14 protein-coding genes are annotated in these 18685 nt (G+C 45.0%); 2 read left to right on the forward strand and 12 right to left on the reverse strand.

The window, feature by feature from the left end; genetic code table 11:
- Nucleotides 1-2 precede the first annotated feature (2 nt).
- From QUA45_RS10005 to QUA45_RS10025, 5 genes are all read right to left on the reverse strand, one after another.
- Nucleotides 3-920: a cytochrome c oxidase subunit II gene (locus QUA45_RS10005; RefSeq protein ID WP_333096702.1), complete on the reverse strand. Its 918-nt coding sequence runs from the start codon at nucleotides 918-920 to the stop codon at nucleotides 3-5.
- 66 nt (nucleotides 921-986) lie between these two features.
- Nucleotides 987-1604, reverse strand: a complete 618-nt coding sequence (locus QUA45_RS10010) for a DUF2231 domain-containing protein (RefSeq protein ID WP_333147758.1) — start codon at nucleotides 1602-1604, stop codon at nucleotides 987-989.
- The gene (locus tag QUA45_RS10015; RefSeq protein ID WP_333220542.1) at nucleotides 1601-2095 is read right to left on the reverse strand and encodes a DUF2231 domain-containing protein; all 495 of its coding nucleotides are present in this window, start codon (nucleotides 2093-2095) and stop codon (nucleotides 1601-1603) included. The genes QUA45_RS10010 and QUA45_RS10015 overlap by 4 nt, the downstream gene beginning before the upstream one ends.
- Nucleotides 2096-2323: 228 nt before the next feature.
- Complete coding sequence (locus tag QUA45_RS10020; protein WP_333220545.1) at nucleotides 2324-4954, reverse strand: MGH1-like glycoside hydrolase domain-containing protein; 2631 nt, start codon at nucleotides 4952-4954, stop codon at nucleotides 2324-2326.
- 39 nt (nucleotides 4955-4993) lie between these two features.
- Nucleotides 4994-5806: an SDR family oxidoreductase gene (locus QUA45_RS10025; RefSeq protein ID WP_333096695.1), complete on the reverse strand. Its 813-nt coding sequence runs from the start codon at nucleotides 5804-5806 to the stop codon at nucleotides 4994-4996.
- A 551-nt stretch (nucleotides 5807-6357) separates the two neighbouring features.
- Here QUA45_RS10025 and QUA45_RS10030 point away from each other — a divergent pair.
- Complete coding sequence (locus QUA45_RS10030) at nucleotides 6358-7719, forward strand: NAD(P)/FAD-dependent oxidoreductase (RefSeq protein ID WP_333147751.1); 1362 nt, start codon at nucleotides 6358-6360, stop codon at nucleotides 7717-7719.
- A 39-nt stretch (nucleotides 7720-7758) separates the two neighbouring features.
- Here QUA45_RS10030 and QUA45_RS10035 read toward each other — a convergent pair whose 3' ends face one another.
- The 6 genes from QUA45_RS10035 to QUA45_RS10060 all read right to left on the reverse strand — a co-directional run bounded on the left by QUA45_RS10035 (nucleotide 7759) and on the right by QUA45_RS10060 (nucleotide 15304).
- Nucleotides 7759-8745 carry a VOC family protein gene (locus tag QUA45_RS10035; protein ID WP_333220547.1) on the reverse strand — a complete coding sequence of 329 codons (987 nt, stop codon included), beginning with the start codon at nucleotides 8743-8745 and terminating at the stop codon, nucleotides 7759-7761.
- Between the two features lie 145 nt (nucleotides 8746-8890).
- Entirely contained in the window at nucleotides 8891-9955 is a 1065-nt protein-coding gene (locus QUA45_RS10040) for an aldo/keto reductase (protein ID WP_333096689.1), read from the reverse strand.
- Between the two features lie 479 nt (nucleotides 9956-10434).
- A complete protein-coding gene (locus tag QUA45_RS10045) occupies nucleotides 10435-12117 on the reverse strand; it encodes a dynamin family protein (RefSeq protein WP_333220549.1) in 1683 nt (560 codons plus the stop codon).
- 14 nt (nucleotides 12118-12131) lie between these two features.
- Entirely contained in the window at nucleotides 12132-14210 is a 2079-nt protein-coding gene (locus QUA45_RS10050; protein ID WP_333220551.1) for a dynamin family protein, read from the reverse strand.
- A 33-nt stretch (nucleotides 14211-14243) separates the two neighbouring features.
- Complete coding sequence (locus QUA45_RS10055) at nucleotides 14244-14576, reverse strand: hypothetical protein (protein WP_333096685.1); 333 nt, start codon at nucleotides 14574-14576, stop codon at nucleotides 14244-14246.
- 206 nt (nucleotides 14577-14782) lie between these two features.
- On the reverse strand, nucleotides 14783-15304 hold the full coding sequence (locus QUA45_RS10060) for a pentapeptide repeat-containing protein (protein ID WP_333096683.1): 522 nt from the start codon (nucleotides 15302-15304) through the stop codon (nucleotides 14783-14785).
- A 227-nt stretch (nucleotides 15305-15531) separates the two neighbouring features.
- Here QUA45_RS10060 and QUA45_RS10065 point away from each other — a divergent pair, with 227 nt between their 5' ends.
- Nucleotides 15532-17070: a SagB/ThcOx family dehydrogenase gene (locus tag QUA45_RS10065; RefSeq protein ID WP_333096681.1), complete on the forward strand. Its 1539-nt coding sequence runs from the start codon at nucleotides 15532-15534 to the stop codon at nucleotides 17068-17070.
- Between the two features lie 226 nt (nucleotides 17071-17296).
- On the opposite strand, the gene mnmE is transcribed toward QUA45_RS10065, so the two are convergent.
- Nucleotides 17297-18682 (reverse strand): tRNA uridine-5-carboxymethylaminomethyl(34) synthesis GTPase MnmE, encoded by a 1386-nt coding sequence (mnmE, locus tag QUA45_RS10070; RefSeq protein ID WP_333220553.1) that lies wholly within the window; start codon nucleotides 18680-18682, stop codon nucleotides 17297-17299.
- Nucleotides 18683-18685: the final 3 nt, after the last annotated feature.

Consider the following 18685-nt stretch of genomic DNA (forward strand, 5'->3'; position numbering starts at 1 on the left):
GATCAGTTGGGATGATTTACAACAGGAGGCGGAGCCGGCAAAACAGTCGGCCAGAAACTACCTCTGGCTTTCTGGACTTGGTTTGTGTGTTCAGAAACCGCCTGATTGCTTGCAGGAGTTGGCGATTGTGCCGCAGCTTGGGCCAGCCAGCGATCGTAAGCTTCCGGGGATTCAACGTACACATCCGCCTGCATCAATGCAAAGTAAGTGCCGCTGAATTGAGAATCCCTCAACCGATATTTGCCTTCTCGGATCGGCGCGAACACAAAGTTAAGAGTGCGGTTAGGGATGATGTCTTGTTTGATGCGGAACTCAGGAACATAAAAACCGTGAATAACATCCTGCGATTGCAAGGTCAGCCGCACATTTTGATTAACTGGCAGGTGCAATTCTGTACTGGTAACATTCCGTCGCGGATAGCGGAAAGACCAAGACCACTGTTTAGAAATTACCTCAATTTCTTCAGTAACTGGTTTAGAATTGTTGTTGTTTTCACTGGGTTTATTGGCGGCATAAACAGGTTGTTCTAGAGGCAGGTGCAAGTGTGCGATCGGTGTCAAACCCTGGATGTTGATTTGCTGATAAATGATGTAGCTTTGAGTGGCGATCCAAGATACTAACATCACCGGAAGTACTGTCCAAAGGATCTCAATTTTCCAATTTCCCCTCGCAGGATGCCCATGACTGAAGTCTCCTTTCGGTGCTCGGCAAGTGAGGATCGAATATAGGATAATGCCCACAATTCCCACAAAAATAAACGCTCCGATCGACACCAGGAAGCTAAACAGATTGTCAACTTGTTTCGCTTCTGCTGTTCCCTGACTGGGCATCCAAGAATAGGCCTGCTGTCCCACCCAGTGGCTGGCGACCATATCCACGGCGATCGCAATAGCTAATAGCAAGGCCTTAAAAACTTTCATCAGAAAAAGGGGTAGAAACTTTAAAGATGCGTACTCTAACGGAAAACAGTTAATTGGTTTACCTATTTACTTGAGCGCAGAACTAGGATTCCCCCCCTGTCTGAGCAAACCCGCAGCGGTATTGTGAATCCCAAACTGGTCTCCCAGATGTGCTCCCAGCGTCCCGTGAACGAATAGGAAACCCAGCATGACCACGCCTGCTAGCAAATAGCTCCACTGTACTTGCCTGGTGGCTTCCGGGCGCCAGCGGTAGCGCTGAAACCCCCTCCACACAGTCATGGCAACGATCGCCCCCAACAGCAAAACTCCGCCCAAACCGTGCAAGATCATCGTTGGAGCTGCTCCCAATCCCCACGCGCTCTTGACATTCGCTGCCGGATCTGCGAGCATAATCTCGAAAAAGCCCGCTGCTACAGTAAAAAATGTGACGATCGCACTGGCGACCAAATTGTACCAGCCCACATCATAAAAGCTCGATCGGATTGCAGGGAGAGCCAAAAATTTAAAGATTGGTCTTTCTAAGGGAAAAAGATTTCCTGCTATATCAAATAAGATCGCAATGATAAACAAACCCAGCGTGAAATGCACAAAATTAGGATGAATTGGCACTTCGTAGGGTAGTCTATTTGCACCTAGCTTGAACCCCAACTGATCGACAAGTTGCTGCACAAGTTGGGAGTTCATTGTAAAATTCCTCTTTTCGTCGCTTCAACGATCGGTTCTACGTGCAACCCGTACACCCAAACCAGCCGAGTTCCCAAATATGTTTGGAAGAAAACCAAGCAGCTCAAAAATGTTGCCGCACCCAGATAAGCAGCCGGTACTTTCAAGGGGTCGCGCCTGCGAATTACGAAGCGCCAACCTGCAATAGCTGCAAGGATTGCCGCCAGCAACCAACCAGTAATTGTGTGCAAATCTAGTACAGGCTTAGCTACCTCATAAGGTTGCGCCAAACCCGCTTCAAATTGACCGAAAATGACAGCTAGAAAGATAGAAACCGCGGCGACAAATAAATTCCAAAAACTCACCTCAAACAAGCGGTGATTGCGGGTAAAATAGCCAGTAACGTCGCAGAAAAACGAGAAAAACACCATCGCAATTACAAAGTGAACAATAATCGGATGGATCGGATCGGGGTAAGGTAGATTTTCGCTATTGAGAGGTAGAGCCGGCATTACTTTATCCTTACGGCATCAAGGCGTTACCGTTACTTTATATAGCAACGCCCAAATTTAGTTGGTCTTGCTAATAACTATTCCCTTATAATTAGCACTTTGATATCTATCTAAAGATTGATTTAGTGCGTTTAAATCATTCATGCAATTGTACCGCGAACAAGATGATCACACTACAGTGAACACAACTCATTGAGACGTGCTATGTAAAACAAAATTGTATCAGTTTCATGGCTTTTTACTAACTTGCTGAATCAGTTTTGCTACCAGTGCAGTCCATCCCGTCTGGTGGGACGCGCCCAATCCTGCACCATTGTCGCCGTGAAAGTATTCATGAAACAAAATCATGTCGCGCCATTGAGGATCATTTTGAAACTTCTCTAATCTGCCATAAACAGGTCTTTTACCATCTTTTCCCCTCATAAAAATGCTGTTTAGCCGCTGCTCTAGTTGCAAGGCAACTTCCCATAAATTAAGCATAACTCCAGAGCCTGTAGGAAATTCTACTTGGAAATCATCGCCGAAATAATGGTAGTATTTTTGCAGCGATTCAATTAATAAGAAATTTAAGGGAAACCAGATCGGGCCGCGCCAGTTAGAATTGCCACCAAATTGCCCAGTCGTAGACTCAGCCGGCTCATAGTCTACCTGATATTTAGTGCCATCCCACTCAAAAATAAATGGATGTTCTAAGTGATAGCGAGAGATGGAGCGGATGCCGTAGGGCGAGAGAAATTCGTTTTCATCAAACAGCCTTTTGAGGACGCGCTGCAATGCTTCGGGGGTGACAATTGAAAGCAGCCGCCGCTGACCGACTCCTTTAATTTCCATACTAGCAATATTCTTGGCGAGTTCCGGGCGGTTCTTGAAAAACCAATCGATTTGCTCTTTAAGTCCCGGCACTGTTTCTAATAAGTCAGCTTCCAGAGTATCGACAGCAAATAGCAGCGTCATCCCCACCATTGAACGGACTTTTAGCAAGCAACATTGACCGTTAGGCTGGGACAGAGCATCGTAGTAAAATCCATCTTCCTCGTCCCATAAAGCAATTTGTTCTGGGCCGACATGGTTAACAGCATCAGCTATATAGAGGAAGTGTTCAAAAAATTTGAGCGCCATATCCGAGTAAACTCGATCTTCCCTGGCAAGTTCTAACGCGATCGCTAACATATTCAGTGCAAACATTCCCATCCAAGCAGTCCCGTCTGCTTGTTCTAAATAGCCGCCAGTTGGCAAGGGTTTGCTGCGGTCAAATACCCCAATATTATCTAAACCTAAAAAGCCGCCTTGAAAAAGGTTTGCACCTTGAGGATCTTTGCGGTTTACCCACCAAATAAAATTGAGCAGCAATCTGTGAAACATTCGTTCGAGGAAGTCGCGATCGCCTTTACCTACTCGCTTTTGTTCAATTTTATAAACTCGCCATGCCGCCCAAGCTTGCACGGGTGGATTGACATCTCCAAATGCCCATTCATAAGCTGGAATTTGACCATTTGGGTGCATATACCACTCGCGAGTTAGCAGTAGCAATTGCCGCTTGGCAAAGTCAGCATCAATTAAAGCGAGCGGAATGCAGTGAAATGCCAAATCCCAGGCTGCAAACCAAGGATATTCCCATTTATCGGGCATGGAAATGACTTCTTCTGCATATAAATTTCGCCAGTCAGCATTGCGACTATTTAAACGCTGAGCTGATGGTGTGGGTTCTGCGCGATCGCCTTGCAACCAAGTGCGAACATCGTAGGCATAAAATTGTTTACTCCACAATAATCCCGCAAAGGCTTGACGCTGTACGTTGCGGACATCTTCATCAAGATTTGGAGTCAGCGAGTCATAAAATTCATCGGCTTCTTTTTCCCTTTGAATGAATGTTTCCGCAAACTCTTCGCTAAAAGGAGTATCGGTGTAAGAATCAGTAAATCTGAGTTGGATAACTGCCGTTTCTCCTCGACCGATTTCTAGGTGATAGTGGGCAGCAGCTTTCGTGCCAATCTGAGCAGGATTTACAGCATCTTTGCGATTGTGAACTATTAATTCGTGGAAAGCATCTTTAACGTAAGGTGAGGTATTGGGGACACTGTAGAGACGCTGTAGGTTGGTTTCATTTTCTGTAAATAACAGAGGGGGATTGCCTTGACAAAATAGCCAGCGATCGCCATATTTTTGATGTTGAGCTTTAATAATTCCATCGGCTGCTTGAGAAACCTGCGCTTGTTTTTCGCTACCCGTCCAGGACCAAGTATTGCGAAACCATAAAGTCGGCAATAAGTCAAGGGTTGCTGTTTCCGAACCTCGGTTAGTGGCGCTGATGCGAATGCAAATATCTTCTGGGGAGGCTTTGGCATATTCAGCAACGATATCGAAGTAGCGATCGCCCTCAAAAATTCCTGTATCCAGCAACTCAAATTCTGGTTGAGATTTGTTGCGCCTCGCATTTTCCTCAACCAACAAAGTATAAGGATATTCTTGCTGCGGATATTTGTACAGCCAGCGCATATAAGAATGAGTTGGCGTGTTGTCTAAATAAAAGTAGTATTCTTTGACATCCTCTCCGTGATTTCCTTGACTGTTCGTAAGCCCAAAAAAACGCTCTTTCAAAATGGGATCTTTGCCGTTCCACAGTGCGAGGGCGAAACAAATTTGACCGTGGCGATCGCAAAATCCCCCTAACCCGTCTTCACCCCAGCGATAAGCCCGCGATCGCGGCATATCGTGAGGGAAATACTCCCAAGCCGTACCGTAGGGCGAATAATCTTCGCGGACTGTTCCCCACTGGCGATCGCTTAAATAAGATCCCCAGCGGTTCCAGTGGGCTGTCATTTCAGCATTTTCTTGAATTCGTTTCTGTTCAGCATCCATTGCAGTTATCCGAGAATATTTCAGATTGCAGAATCTCGATTAGCCGCCTGTGGCAAATCCTGGATACAACGTCATTCCACCATCCACAAACAACGTCGCACCGCAAACATAATCCGAGTCATCAGAAGCCAGCCAAACAGCAGTTTTAGCGATATCTTCTACTTCCCCTACTCGACCGTAAGGAATCAGCTTTAATAACTTTGCTTCGGCTTCTGGCGTCTCCCATGCTGATTTATTGATGGGGGTTTTGATGGCCCCTGGCGCAATACTATTGACTCGGATTCTATGGGGTGCGAGTTCTTGAGCCATACTCCGCATCATCATATTAATACCGCCTTTACTAGCAGCATAGTTGACGTGGCCGGCCCAAGGAATTACCTCATGTACTGAACTCATGCAAATAATTTTCCCAGCAGCCGATGAAATATGGGGTTGTACGCCCCGCCGCATAAATTCTTTGGCAGCTTCGCGGGCACATAAAAACTGTCCCGTTAGATTGACTCCAATCACCAGGTTCCAATGATCGATAGTCATGTCTACGAGGGGCGAATCTTTTTGCAGACCTGCGTTATTAACCAGAATGTCGATCGTACCAAATTCCTTGAACATCTGGCTGAACATAGCCTTAACTTCGTCTTCTTTGCTGACATCGGCACCAAGAGCGATCGCTTCTGTGCCCGCAGCTTTAATGTCAGCCACAATTTTCTGCGCTTCTTCAACTTCCGAGTGGTAATTAACTGCAACAGATGCACCCGCTGAAGCTAGAGAACGGGCGATCGCTTCGCCGATACCAGAACTTGCGCCCGTTACAAGAGCTTTTTGGCTTTTCAGAAGCTCAGGGGAAAAGCTCATAATTTTTTCTCCGTTATTTTTTTATTTTACACTTATAGAGATTTTACTTGTCAAATTGATAACAATTTTGTGTCAAAGTTGTGACCAAACTAGCTACTAGAGATTTATTTCCTTCAAAGTCTTGCTAATTCTAGCGTCTAGTCATTGGGAAGAAAAATATATTTCTATCTTAAGAATTATATTTGTTAAATTTATCTCTTTCTTAAGATAGATACTTTTGAATAATCATTACCTCTAACTTGAAGTTAGTTATAATCTATAGCCTTTCGATATCTCATAGGAGTTACTATAGGGCATAGGGCATAGGGCATACCTCACTTTTTTGAGAACCGCTGTAGTTGTATTTTTATATAATTGAGGAGCAAAGAATAAGGGTGTTAGAATAAAAAAATTGGTTAACTAACGGTTTATATGCGACTTAATAAAACCGCTTGTTAGGCGCAAAAGTTTGGTTTTAAAAGCAGTGAATGGATTAATAAAATCCTCCGTCCATACCGAGACAACAATTTTCTTAGGTATGTCAAGAATTATCAAGATTAACGAACAGTATTATGAACAACACAATCTATCAAACTGTAATTGTAGGTGGCGGCTTTGCGGGGCTATTTACAGCTTTGCACTTGAGCCATCAACACTATCCCCGTTCTGTAATTTTGATAGAAAAAGAGGATCGCTTTTGCTTTAAGCCGTTACTTTATGAATATTTTAGCGGGGAGATGGGTGCAGAAGAAGTTTGGCCGCGCTATGATGAATTGCTAAAAGGTAGCGGTGTAATCTTTGTTAAAGATGCCGTTCAATCCATTGATTTGCACGGGCGCGAAGTGAAAGTAACATCGGGGGATTCTTACAATTACAGCAATTTAGTTTTAGCTTTAGGCAGCGTTACAGGATATTTTGGTATAGAGGGAGCTCAAGAAAATGCTTTCCCTTTCCGTACCGGAGAAGATGCGATCGCCATTGATAAACACCTACGCGATTGCTTCCAGCAAGCTCTTCAGATTCCAGATGCAGAACAGCGTCGCAAATTCCTGACAGTCACCGTAGTAGGTGCTGGACCTTCCGGTGTGGAAATGGCAGGTACATTAGGCGATTTACTACCTAATTGGTTTGCTGCAATGGGTGGCAATCCAGCAGAAGTACGGGTCGTTTTACTCAATCACGGCAAGGAAATTCTTGACAGCGATATTAATAGTCACCTGCGCGAAATTGCGAAAAAGGCTCTGCAAAAGCGCACTGTACCCGTAGAATTTATTATGGAGGCAAAAGCGACTGCTATTCGCGTCAACGAAGTTGAATATAAGCGCCAGGAACAGATAGAAACTTTACCTACATCTACAGTAATTTGGACGACAGGAACTAACATTAACTCGCTCATTAAAGGTTTAGCAATTTCTGAGGAAAGCCGAGACAAACACGGCAACCCTTTAGTGAACCCTACACTACAACTGCTAGATTTTCCCGAAGTTTTTGCGGCAGGAGATTGTGCAACAGTTCAAGGCAATTCTTTACCTGCCACCGCTCAAGTTGCTTATCAGCAGGGAGCTGCAATTGCTCACAATTTGAAAGCTCTCGCTTTAGGAAATAGCCTAAAACCTGCTGAAGTTAACCTGCGGGGAACGCTGCTAAAACTCGGGATAGAAGAAAGCGTGGCTAACATTTACAATAGCATTGAAGTTGCCGGAGAAGTCGGTCACTTAATCCGCCAAGGTACTTATTTAGAGTTATTACCTACTCCAATTCATAATTTTAAAGTAACAACGGAATGGTTAAAAGATGAAATTTTTGAGCAGCACTTGCACCCGATTCAGACTGGGGAGGTTATTAAATGGGTCGGCGGTGCAGTAGTCGGTCTTGTCGTCGCCCGAAAATTGATTCAAATGTTAGGAGATAGCAAAGATAAGATAGATACTTAAGGGCTAAAGTGCATAAAAATAGTGAAAAAGATTAATTGGTTAGCCGTGATTAGAAGCGCTATAGTTAGCTAGTTCGGAGGTCAGTAAAATTCCGTGTCCGTTAGGATCTTTGACCAGACAACTTTGGCGATAAGAACTGGCATTATCTGAGAAATGCACAAGTCGTGGGGAGACAAACTCAACGCCATTTTGTCGCAATTTTTCCAATAGTTGCTCGAGATCGTTAACAATTAGTTCCACTTGCATATTGGCAATATCGCAACTTTTCCAATCCCTCGGTATGGGGCGGCCTTTTGGAGTAACTAGATAGTCTAATAGTTCAATTCCTAAACCGCCTTGAATCGGCCGCAGTGCGGTAATTTTGACTTTAGCTTCTGGCAAATTATCGAGGTGAACTTGCGTTTCCCCTTGGTTGAGGCTGCCTCCATCAACTTGCATTCCCAGTAAGTCGCGGTAAAACTGGAGACTTTGCTCGGTGTTGCTAATCGCGATCGCACTGTGCTCGATTCCTAAAAAGGAGCGATCGCTCTTTTGATGCCACTTTTCTTGTCCTTTGTCGGGAGGAAACCAAATTAGCTCTAAATTGTGGCCGTCAATGTCTTTAAATTTAAAAGCTCGCACTCCAGCAGCTTCTTTATTTTCAGGCGGTATTGTCTGCGGTTGAGTGGAGATGGGGTCAATGGGAAAAGAGCACAGGTGTGCATAGGCGCGATCGATGTCACTGACCACAATTGCCAGGTGTTGAAACCACAAATCATTACTTTGCGAATCTTTTGGGATGGGTTTTCCCTCAACGTTAAGATACTCCATCAGCTCAATCAGTTCATTTCCAAGCTGCAAAGTAACAATGCGGATTTTTGCCCCATCAACGCCTTCGAGATCGCTGTAATTTTGCCCTTCAACCGTAATATCCGAAACAGGTTCAAACGAGAGGGCTTTCGTATAGAAATCCTTGGAGCGATCGGCATCTGTCACAGTCAATCCAATGGCTCGGATTTTTTGCACTTGTATAGAAGGGTTATTCATAAACTTGGTAGTGCTTTATCTAAATTTTTGGTAGCCCCGAGCGGAGCCAAATGCGAAAAAATTTTGGGAAAATTTCCCAAGTGCTCGTCATTAGGCTGCGTTTGCTCCGGCTCAAGTCTAGATGTGCTGATGAATACAAAAGCACTTATCCTAACCACGAGGGGTTCATGGCGGTACTATCAAATTGGTTGGTAGTTTTATACAATTCGTATTGCCCTTTTGCCGCCGCCTCGCGAGTGCGATTCAGCATTGCTGCAACTTGCGATCGATCCATCGGCTTAAACGTGCGAGCCGCCTCAAAGGCTTGATCGAGGAGCTGCATACTATCAATGCCAGTAATCACAACTGAAGTAGGCAGATTCATCGCATAGTGGAGACATTCGATCGGGCTTACTGTATTGCTTCTAAGAACGTAAGGGTCGCCCATAGATTTCATCCCCAATACACCTATTTGGTTCTTCACCAGCACTGGTAGAACTTGTTGCTCAAAACTTCTAAAATGAGCGTCCATCACGTTCAGTGGCATCTGTACCGCGTCAAAACGGAAATTGTTTTGGGCGGCAATTTCCAGCACTCGTAGATGAACCAAAGGGTCTTTGTGCCCTGTAAACCCGATGTAGCGAATCTTGCCCGCCTTCTGCGCTTCTACTACGGCCTCCATAGCCCCGCCGGGAGCAAAAATGCGATCGGGGTCTTCCATCCGAATAATTTCGTGATGCTGCATTAGGTCGATGCGATCGGTCTGCAACGCCTTCAGCGACTCATCAATCTGCATCATCGCAGCGCCCTTGGTGCGGCCGTCAATTTTGGTCATCAGGAAGGCCTTTTGCCGGTAGCCATCCTTGAGCGCTTGCCCCATCCATCGGTGGCTGCGTCCGTTGTGATAATCCCAGGAGTTGTCCATGAAATTGATGCCGCGGTCGATCGCACTGCGAATGAGCTTAATACTTTCTTGCTCCTCTCGAAGGCGTCCGATATGGTGTCCCCCCAAGCCAATTGCAGACACTCGCTCTCCCGTGCGTCCCAGGGTCCTGTAACTCATCTCGCCGCTTTGAGTTTGACCTTGGGCAACTGCACTTTCAGCGTATACTTGAGCCGGTTCATCTTGAGCTAACAAAGGTTTGAAAAACCCTTCGGAAGCTGCCAGCCCTGCTGCAACTAAACCCGAAGCAGAAGTTACTTTTAACAAATTGCGTCTGCTGATATTCATAAATGTCTCCTTTAAGAAATAACTAGGACTTACTCACAGTATTAGATGAACCGATGCAAAAAACCTCTATCAAAGTAGGTCACAGAAATAATCCTAAAGAGTTAGAAGGAATCTTTTCTCTAGCCTTTGTCAGATGTGCGTGAGTTATCCAACTGTCTAAAGGAATAAATCACTGCTAAGTCTCCATGTGTTCGGGAATACAAAAGCCCTAATGCAAAGTGTTTAAAACACATAGAAATATAGAATTTTGCACAATGTCTTGTGTAACTTGTGGTTGTATAGTCCGTGTGGAAGTTAGCCCGACATAGCTTCCAAAGCGATGGTCATATCTCCAGTGCAATAATGGTTTGTCTAACATCTCAGTTTTTACCGACTTGACCGACGTTTATGCTTCTGATTGATATTCCATTCAATCGCTTTATACTCTGCAAAGAAATTGGTATTTTAAAAATTAATACTAGCCCTCAGGTCGGTTCGGATCATTTGCCGTTAATTACAGATTTGGTCATTTGAAGGCTGGATTCGATATTTTCTAACAAATTATTGATTAACTGTATCTGGTATTGCTGAATATTTGTCTGTAGGGGCTCTTTGCTGTCTTGAAAACAGATTACTTTTCCGGCGATTTCCTTGTAGTGTTGCAGCATGGAAAAAGTATCGGTGCTGAAGCGATCGAGATAGTTTTTAGCAGCCTCGTTGCAAATTTCCTTTACTTGATTTAGATAAGCTTCTGACGATTCAGCCGGCTTTTCATACCCAGTTCTTTTATTCAAAATATAGCTAGCACCGCCAACTACTGCGGCTCCCACAGGCCCGCCCAACAGCCAACCTAAGCCGGTGGCGATCGCCACTGGAGCCACTTCGCTGTCGTTCGACTTTTGAGCTGGAGGTGGTGGCGGCTCCGGTAAACTGACTTGCGGGGCTGGAGGAAAGGAAATCAAAAGTGCGATCGGCTGTTCTTTCTCAAAAAATTCGCAAGCTTTATTTACCCATTCTGCGATCGTTTGCTGCTGATGTAAGACCTCTCGCTCAAATTTTAGCTTCCACGCATCAAAACTTCCTTCCTGAAGCGACAGCGCCATTTCTGATTGATACCGCTGCAAAAGTGTGGGCTGGTAAAGCCAAATCTCGAAATCGGAAACGCTGGCTTGAAAGCCTTTTGATATCAGTTTTTCGGCTTTTTGTTTAATTTCAATTTTGTCTTTATGCTTTTTTTGAGCAGCGGCTATTTCTGCGCTGACATTTTCAGCTTTGGCGCGGAGAGATTGGCAAATTTTAGTAGCTATAGCTTCAATTCTGGGCAACTTAACTGCTAGTTGTTCCTGTTGAGCTGCCACAATACTTTGCAAAGCCGATTCAAACGCGGCAATTCCTGTAGTTTGGGCGGCCGCCACATCTCCTTTCAGCCTCGCCCTCAAAGCCGGCAAAGCATCGACGCGGTAGATATTGCTGATATTGTTCGGCAAGTTGGAGCGAAAACTTTCGGCAACAAACAACAAGCGATTGTAAACTTGTTTTTGGTCGTCGGGTTCGAGTAGATTGAGAAAATTGGCAACAAAGACTACAGTGTTGATGTTGCGATCGCTCAACCAATCTCTCAAGTTCTCTCGTTCCCCTAAAGTCATCAATTTGCGAGCATCTAAAACCTGCACAACCAAATCAGCCGTTACCAATTTATCCCGAACCAAATTATCCTGTTCTTCCCGATCGTTGGTTCCCGGTAAATCCAGCAATTCCACACCTGTTTTCAGGAATGGATGGGGACAGTAAACATTCACGGCGGCCACATCATCCCGCATTTGTCTGGCGTCGTCAAGGATGGCATAGCGTTTCAACACATCAGTCCCCGGTTCGCTAACTTCCGTACCGTCTTTCAGGGTAATTTTTGCGCGCAATTCCTCGCCGTAGTTGACATAAATGGCAGCACCCGTAGTGGGCACAAGGTCGATCGGCAAAGCACGATTTCCAAGCATTGCATTGAGCAAAGTTGACTTGCCGTAATTAAACGGGCCAAAGACAGCAATTTGAAAAGTTGGTTTGGCGAGATAGTCGCAAATTGAGGTGGTATCTCGATACAGTTGAGAGTTTTTGTCGAGTTCGAGAATACCGAGTGCTGATTTGAGATAGTCGGTCAGGTTTTGATAAATTTCGGGTTGTGGCATATTGCTGTTTTATTTCATTTAGCGGATGCTAGGAAAGCTTGATATAGCGATTCAATACTCTGCGACTCAGCATAAACATCAGCCTCCAATTTTTTCAACCGCTCAGATTCAGCCTGACAATTAATCTCGCGAGATTCCTTTTGTTCCAGCAAATTATCTAACTCAGCTTTCCGGGAATTAATATCAGCATTCATGCGATCGCCCACTTCCCGCCCGTAAACATCAAAGCACTCTTTCACAGCATCGTGAATCGGCTGCCACTGCTCTTGAGCCACTTGCGGCAGATATTTCACCAGCTCTTTTTTCGCGGCTTTCACCAACTCTTTGCGAGCTCCGTCTGCTTGCAAAAACCCAACACCCATCCCCAATAAAGCCAAGTACAGCGGTCCCAAAACAATCCCCGTCAAACTAGCAAGAATTGTACTAACGCTTAACACAGTGATTAAATTAAGCAGGATATTTTTCCAATCAAAACCCGCTCCTGCCATTGCTACGCCCGCCAGATTTCCGGTCGTTAAGGAGAACAATCCCATCGCCCATTTTGCCCAAGCGGGCGAGTTATCTTCGTTTGAGTTGCTGACTGCTGCGGGTATTTTTTGCCCAGTCAGTTTTTCGGTAATTTTTTCCGTCACTTTCGTGTAAGATGCTCCGTAATTTGCCGCACTTTTCGATAGCTGCGAAAATGCGGAATTCATCTCTTGTTCTGCTGTGAGAGTCCAAGCTGCTAATTTGTCGTTGATGTACTGCTCTAATGCTCGTTTTAGCGATGCTTCAAAGGCTTCTCGCTTGCCTTGGCTGAAGAAATCCAGAAATTTCAGATCCGGTTGATACCGCAAAAAATCTGTTTCAAAGGTATTTTCTAAGATGAGAACGTAGGCGCGGAAAGAATCTGCGATCGCCCGCGATTTAGTATCTCTAACTTCGATAATTTCTTGTTGAAATTCATCGCGAATGTGAGTCAGCTTTTTAAACTCCGGCTCAACTGAATTAATCTTTTCCTTCAACTCATTGACATCGCGATCGAGTAATGGTAATCTGCGCCCAACAGCTTCGCGGACGCGAGCAGAAATTTGACGCGCCAAAGTCCTCGCCGGACGCAATTCCGAAATCGCCCTTTCCTGGGTTAAAAACGTATTCAGTGCAGCCATAAACTCGGGAAAACCAGTTCCTGCCAAATCAGCATCCGGGTTTTTCATCCGCAACCTGAGTGCCTTAATTGAGGAAATTGCAAACACTCGCTCGTCGTAAATATCGTGCCCTTCTGTTAAACAATATTCAGCCAAATTAGCTTGAAAAACCCGCCGCAGTTTCGCTTCGGCTTCTGCCAATTCTTCAGGATCATCCGGGTCAATCAAACTTTCTCGCACTTGATCCCAAGCATTAATCAGAAAGAAAATGCTCAATCCGCGATTTTTGATGTAATTTTCTAGATAGCGTCTTTCACCCATTGTGCAAGGCTGAGTTGCCCTGAGTACAAACAAAATAGCGTGGCAGTTGTTGATATAACCGAGAGATAATTCGTTGCGGGCTTCTGTATCGTTCAGTCCGGGACTGTCTACTATTTCTATGCCTTTTTCCAGCAAAGGTAAGGGATATTCTACTACGGCACAATCTATATCTGGAAATGCTGGTTTCTTTTCTTCTTCTAAGCGTTTTGCCTCAGCGGGGTCAATTGTGTAGTTCTGTTTAAAACTTTTAAAATCTAGCTGTTTGGGGCTTTTGCCGTCATTGAAATAAACGGTAACTTTTTTTTCTGAACCGTAGCGCAAAATCGTCAGCAAAGCTGTACAGGGATTTACATCGCTGGGCAGTAAGTTTTCGCCGATTAACGCATTGAGAAAAGTGCTTTTTCCGCGTTTCATGTCGCCTAGCACTAGCAGCCGAAAAACTCCTTGGCGCAAGTTTTTACTGGCGACATTGATGTCAGCGTTTTCTGTTTCTAAACCGAGTTTTCCCGATGCTTCTCCTGCTGCTAATTCTGATAGGTTGATGGCTGTCGCGATGTTGCTGAGGCGAGCGGCAATTTCTCGGCGGACGGCGGCTACGCGCTCTAAATCGTTGAGAAAGTTGCTAGTTTCTACTTTAAGGTTCATGGGTATTTCCTAATATTTCCCGGCTTGGGCTTTTCAACTTCTGTCTTCTTCAATAAACATTTTGTAAGCTATCAAAGCAATGCCTCCCACTATCAGGGCGGCTGCCAGCCAAGATGCTATGCGAACTGCAACAACAACAGCAATGACAATGCCTGTAAATTGAGCTGCTGCTATAATTTTTCTGCGCCACTGTTTGAGTTTGCCCTTAGCTTGGCTGTCGGGTTCTTGGTACTTGCTTGTTATATGTTCGGGCACTGAGCGGTCGATTTCGGCTTCTAGTTCGCGGAGCCGAAGTTCTTGTTCTCGCTTCCGCAGTTCTTGTTCTTTGTGCCGGAGTTCTCTGGCTTTTTTGTCGGGAGAATTCATAAATTTTAGCCTGTTTTCCCCTAGAAAAATGTGTTATTTATTGTCAATGTTGGGGAGCGATAAGTTCTCTATGACTGTAACTCACATTTTCCGCTGTGTCTAGAAATGTTAAGAAATTTTAAAAAGGGCGATTCCCTACGGGATAGCTACGCTTCATGACTAATTAAGCCGATCGCCCTAGGCCCTAGACTAGCCGCTGCAAATCATCAATACCCTTCGGGCCCGATAGTCGTGCGATCGCACTCCGCTTCCGACAAATCAACCAAGCGCGATCGAAATAAGTTGCATCCCGCTAATTGAGCTTTGCTTAACTTTGCTTTCTCCAAATTAGCTCGGCTCAAATCCGCATATCTCAAATCGGCATTTGTCAAATCTGCATTGTACAAATCCGCACCTTGCAAATTGGCTTTCTGCAAATTAGCACCTTGCAAATTGGCGTGACGCAAATTTGCTCTTGATAAGTTTGCTCTTGATAAAGTTGCTTCCGACAAGTTAGCTTGATAAAGTTGAATGTCGCCCAATTCAGCATCTTGCAAATCTGTTTTATAAAGATTGGCTTGAGTCAAATTTCCGTAGGGCAAATAAGCTCGCCTCAGAATGCTACCAGAAAGATTTATTTCTGTTAAATCTGCTTGAAACAAGTTGTGTTCACTTAAGTCAACGGCGTTAAAGTTTCGCTCGCCCTCAGCATACTGAGCAAGCAATTCCTCAGCGCTTAGCTTTTGCATTTTCATTCCTCATGACGACAGCTACTGCAGCCAATCCATAACAGTAATTAATGGTTTTTTTTCTGCGTATTTATACTTATGTCTCTTATTATGTTAAGCTTGTGTAACAACAGTCGCATTTTTTCTAAGATTTTTTTTATATTTGTAAATTTCTGCCTTGCTCAACCACTAAGCGGTTAGTAATGTCAAGATCGATCGAGAAACCAAAGCGAATCCTCTACTGAAATATGCCAGAACTTCCTCTCTCCATTGCTCAGCACTACCACGAACGGACAAAATACGACCCTGAAACCATTGCCGCCAAAAGCAAACAGCTAGATTGGACAGAGCAACCTGTGCCTTTCAAAGAATATAAAATTGGAGCGTATTTTGACCTCAAGCCTTATCTAAAAGACCCCTCGGAGGATGCCGATGCCGAGTCCGATGCCGCTTGGTGGCATCGGTTATCCAGCTTGTTGCTGTGCAGCTACGGGTTGACGGCGAAAGTGCAGACGGTAGACGACAGCTACCTGTATTTGCGATCTGCACCGTCGGCGGGTGGACTCTACCCAGCAGAGGTTTATTTAATTTCCCGCGGCACTGCCCAGTTGCCGGCCGGACTGTACAACTATCAGTGCAGAACTCATTCACTTGTTCATTTTTGGGACAGTCAAGTTTGGCCGGCATTGCAAGCAGCTTGTTTCCAGTCGCCAGCACTAGAAAATACCCAATTGGCGATCGCCATTACCACTGTTTTTTTCCGTTCTTCTTGGCGTTACGAAGACCGAGCTTATCGGCGAATTTTTCTAGACACCGGTCATTTATTGAGCAATATCGAGTTAGCTTGCGCCGTCAACGATTACCGACCTCACCTAATTGGAGGATTCGCCGACGAAGCTGTCAATGAATTACTGTACATTGACTCGGAGCAAGAAGGAGCTATTTGTGTAGTTGCTTTAGCCGACTTGCTAGATATTGACCAAAACTTGCCTAAATTTAAAACAGCTTTGCCCGGAAACACCACCACCGATTACCCTAAAATTTCCGACGGTCAACTGTTAAAATACCTCCACAAAGCCACGCATTTAGAAGCAGACCCTACCGGATGTGACGGCTGGAAACTTGATGAAAGTGAAGGGGAATTAGAGGATAAATATAACTTTCCATTTTGTACTAAAGTTTCGACGGTCACTCCTTCGATTCCTTGGGGAGTGAACCTGGAAAGTTTAGAAAATACTATGCTAAAAAGACGTTCTACCCGTGCTTATACAGGTGCTTCTTTGAGCTTGGGCGAACTGCTAGCTATGCTCGATTTTACTTACCAGCCCCAGCACTATATCGACCAAGGGTTAGACGGTTCTCCAGACTATTTCGATCTAAGTTTGATCGAGACTTTTATTGCTGTTTCGGGAGTGAATGGGTTAGAAGAAGGCTGTTACTATTACGCTCCGAAAGCTCAAGAATTGCGGCAAATTCGGTTTAAAAATTTCCGCCGGGAATTGCATTTTTTGTGTTTGGGGCAAGACTTGGGCAGAGATGCAGGGGCGCTGTTATTTCACACGGCGGATTTGAACAGGGCTGTAGCAAAATATGGCGATCGAGTTTACCGCTATTTGCACATGGACGCGGGTCATTTGGGCCAGCGGTTGAATTTAGCAGCTATGCAACTGCGTTTGGGTGTCAGCGGTATCGCGGGCTTTTTTGACGATCGCGTCAATGACGTTCTAGGTATTCCGGCGGGTGAGGCTGTGCTTTATATTACAAGTCTGGGAAGACCTCGATCCTAAGAATGACTTAGTTGTTATTTGTCAGTAGTATTGCTTCACTAAGCCAGGCGCATCTAAATTTTACAGTCAAGTTTGATGAAATTAACATCTTACACCATTCTCAAGAACAGGCAAGATGCCTGTTCCACAAAGAGTGAAATTATTGTGGGGTGGGCGTCCCGCCCGCCCTAAAAATACAACTTAAATTCGAGACAGCTTACCTATTTAATTTACTCTTTTCCTATGACTATTTGCCAATGCAAAACCTGCTAAATATTCTGTCGAGCACGGATTCTGTCACTTCTTCACCCGTAACTTCCCCCAATGCTTGAATTGCCCCGCGCAAATCTATTGTCCAGAAATCTAAAGGCAATTTGTTGCTAATAGTATCTGTACATTGTTCCAGAGAAATTTTAGCTTTGGTTAACGCCGCTGCTTGCCGCTGGTTGATTGCTAAATCTGAGTTTGCTGCTTGTAAATTCCCACCGCTGATGGCATCTAAAATTGCGGTTTCTAAGTCTTCTATGCCTCGATCTAGGGCGGCGGCTGTGGTAACTATACGGTAAATTTCAGTGGAAAAAGGTAGTTCAGGCATGGTGTTTACTAGGTCGATTTTATTGATAATTATAATTAGCTGGCGGTGCTTTACTTGTTCGTAAATTTCCAAATCTTCCTCTGTCCAGCCAGATTCCGCGTCAATTGTCAACAACACTAAATCGGCTTGTTTTGCGGCTGCGCGCGATCGCTCAACGCCAATTTTTTCTACCTTGTCTTCGGTTTCTCGAATGCCGGCAGTATCGAGCACCTGCACCGGAATGCCGCCCACAACTAGCTGCGACTCTACCACATCCCGCGTCGTACCTGGCAAATCCGTGACGATCGCGCGATCGCTCTTACTCCACGCATTCAACAAACTCGATTTTCCCACATTCGGCCGCCCAACAATCGCTACTTTCAAACCAGTTCTCAACAGTTCTCCGCGATCTGCGGTTGCCAAAATTGTTGACAATTCCTCCAAAACATGATTTATTTCCAAAGAAGTTTTAGCTTCATCTAAAGGCGGCAAATCTTCCTCAAAATCAATTCTCGCCTCAATTTCTGCCAGCACGTCCAAACAAGTTGTTCTCAATTTGCGAATTGGCTGCGCTAATTTTCCTTGCAAACCAGCCAAAGCACTTTGTGCAGCAGCGGGCGATTTTGCTCCCACCAAATCTGCAATACTTTCAGCTTGAGTTAAATCCAGCCTCCCGTTCAAAAAAGCCCGCAGCGAAAACTCTCCCGGCGCGGCCAATCTCGCCCCATTTTCCAAACATAACTGCAAGACTTGCTGCACGGCCATAATGCCGCCGTGACAGTGAAATTCCACCACATCTTCGCGAGTAAAAGAACGCGGTGCTTTCATGATTAGCAGCAAAGCTTCATCGACTAATTCTTGAGTTTTGGGGCGGCGGATGTGGCCGTAAAGAATGCGGTGAGACTCCCATATTTGCCGTCCTGGGGCGCAAAACAGAGTTTCGGCAATTTTTAAGGCTGCGGAACCGGAAACTCGCACAATGCCGACGCTGCCTTGTTGGGGAACTATGGCAGTGGCGATCGCTGCGATCGTTCCTCCTTTTGTTAATGATTCAGACATTTT

This window comes from Microcoleus sp. Pol12A5, from assembly GCF_036701435.1.
Lineage (GTDB): Bacteria > Cyanobacteriota > Cyanobacteriia > Cyanobacteriales > Microcoleaceae > Microcoleus.

Bases quoted from the DNA above. Each gene is read 5' to 3' on its own strand.
- QUA45_RS10040 (WP_333096689.1), bottom strand. From the start codon at position 9,955: ATGAATATCAGCAGACGCAATTTGTTAAAAGTAACTTCTGCTTCGGGT.
- QUA45_RS10045 (WP_333220549.1), bottom strand. From the start codon at position 12,117: ATGCCACAACCCGAAATTTATCAAAACCTGACCGACTATCTCAAATCA.
- QUA45_RS10060 (WP_333096683.1), bottom strand. From the start codon at position 15,304: ATGCAAAAGCTAAGCGCTGAGGAATTGCTTGCTCAGTATGCTGAGGGC.
- QUA45_RS10025 (WP_333096695.1), bottom strand. From the start codon at position 5,806: ATGAGCTTTTCCCCTGAGCTTCTGAAAAGCCAAAAAGCTCTTGTAACG.
- QUA45_RS10035 (WP_333220547.1), bottom strand. From the start codon at position 8,745: ATGAATAACCCTTCTATACAAGTGCAAAAAATCCGAGCCATTGGATTG.
- QUA45_RS10055 (WP_333096685.1), bottom strand. From the start codon at position 14,576: ATGAATTCTCCCGACAAAAAAGCCAGAGAACTCCGGCACAAAGAACAA.
- QUA45_RS10005 (WP_333096702.1), bottom strand. From the start codon at position 920: ATGAAAGTTTTTAAGGCCTTGCTATTAGCTATTGCGATCGCCGTGGAT.
- QUA45_RS10010 (WP_333147758.1), bottom strand. From the start codon at position 1,604: ATGAACTCCCAACTTGTGCAGCAACTTGTCGATCAGTTGGGGTTCAAG.
- QUA45_RS10065 (WP_333096681.1), top strand. From the start codon at position 15,532: ATGCCAGAACTTCCTCTCTCCATTGCTCAGCACTACCACGAACGGACA.
- QUA45_RS10050 (WP_333220551.1), bottom strand. From the start codon at position 14,210: ATGAACCTTAAAGTAGAAACTAGCAACTTTCTCAACGATTTAGAGCGC.
- QUA45_RS10020 (WP_333220545.1), bottom strand. From the start codon at position 4,954: ATGGATGCTGAACAGAAACGAATTCAAGAAAATGCTGAAATGACAGCC.
- QUA45_RS10030 (WP_333147751.1), top strand. From the start codon at position 6,358: ATGAACAACACAATCTATCAAACTGTAATTGTAGGTGGCGGCTTTGCG.
- QUA45_RS10015 (WP_333220542.1), bottom strand. From the start codon at position 2,095: ATGCCGGCTCTACCTCTCAATAGCGAAAATCTACCTTACCCCGATCCG.
- mnmE (WP_333220553.1), bottom strand. From the start codon at position 18,682: ATGTCTGAATCATTAACAAAAGGAGGAACGATCGCAGCGATCGCCACT.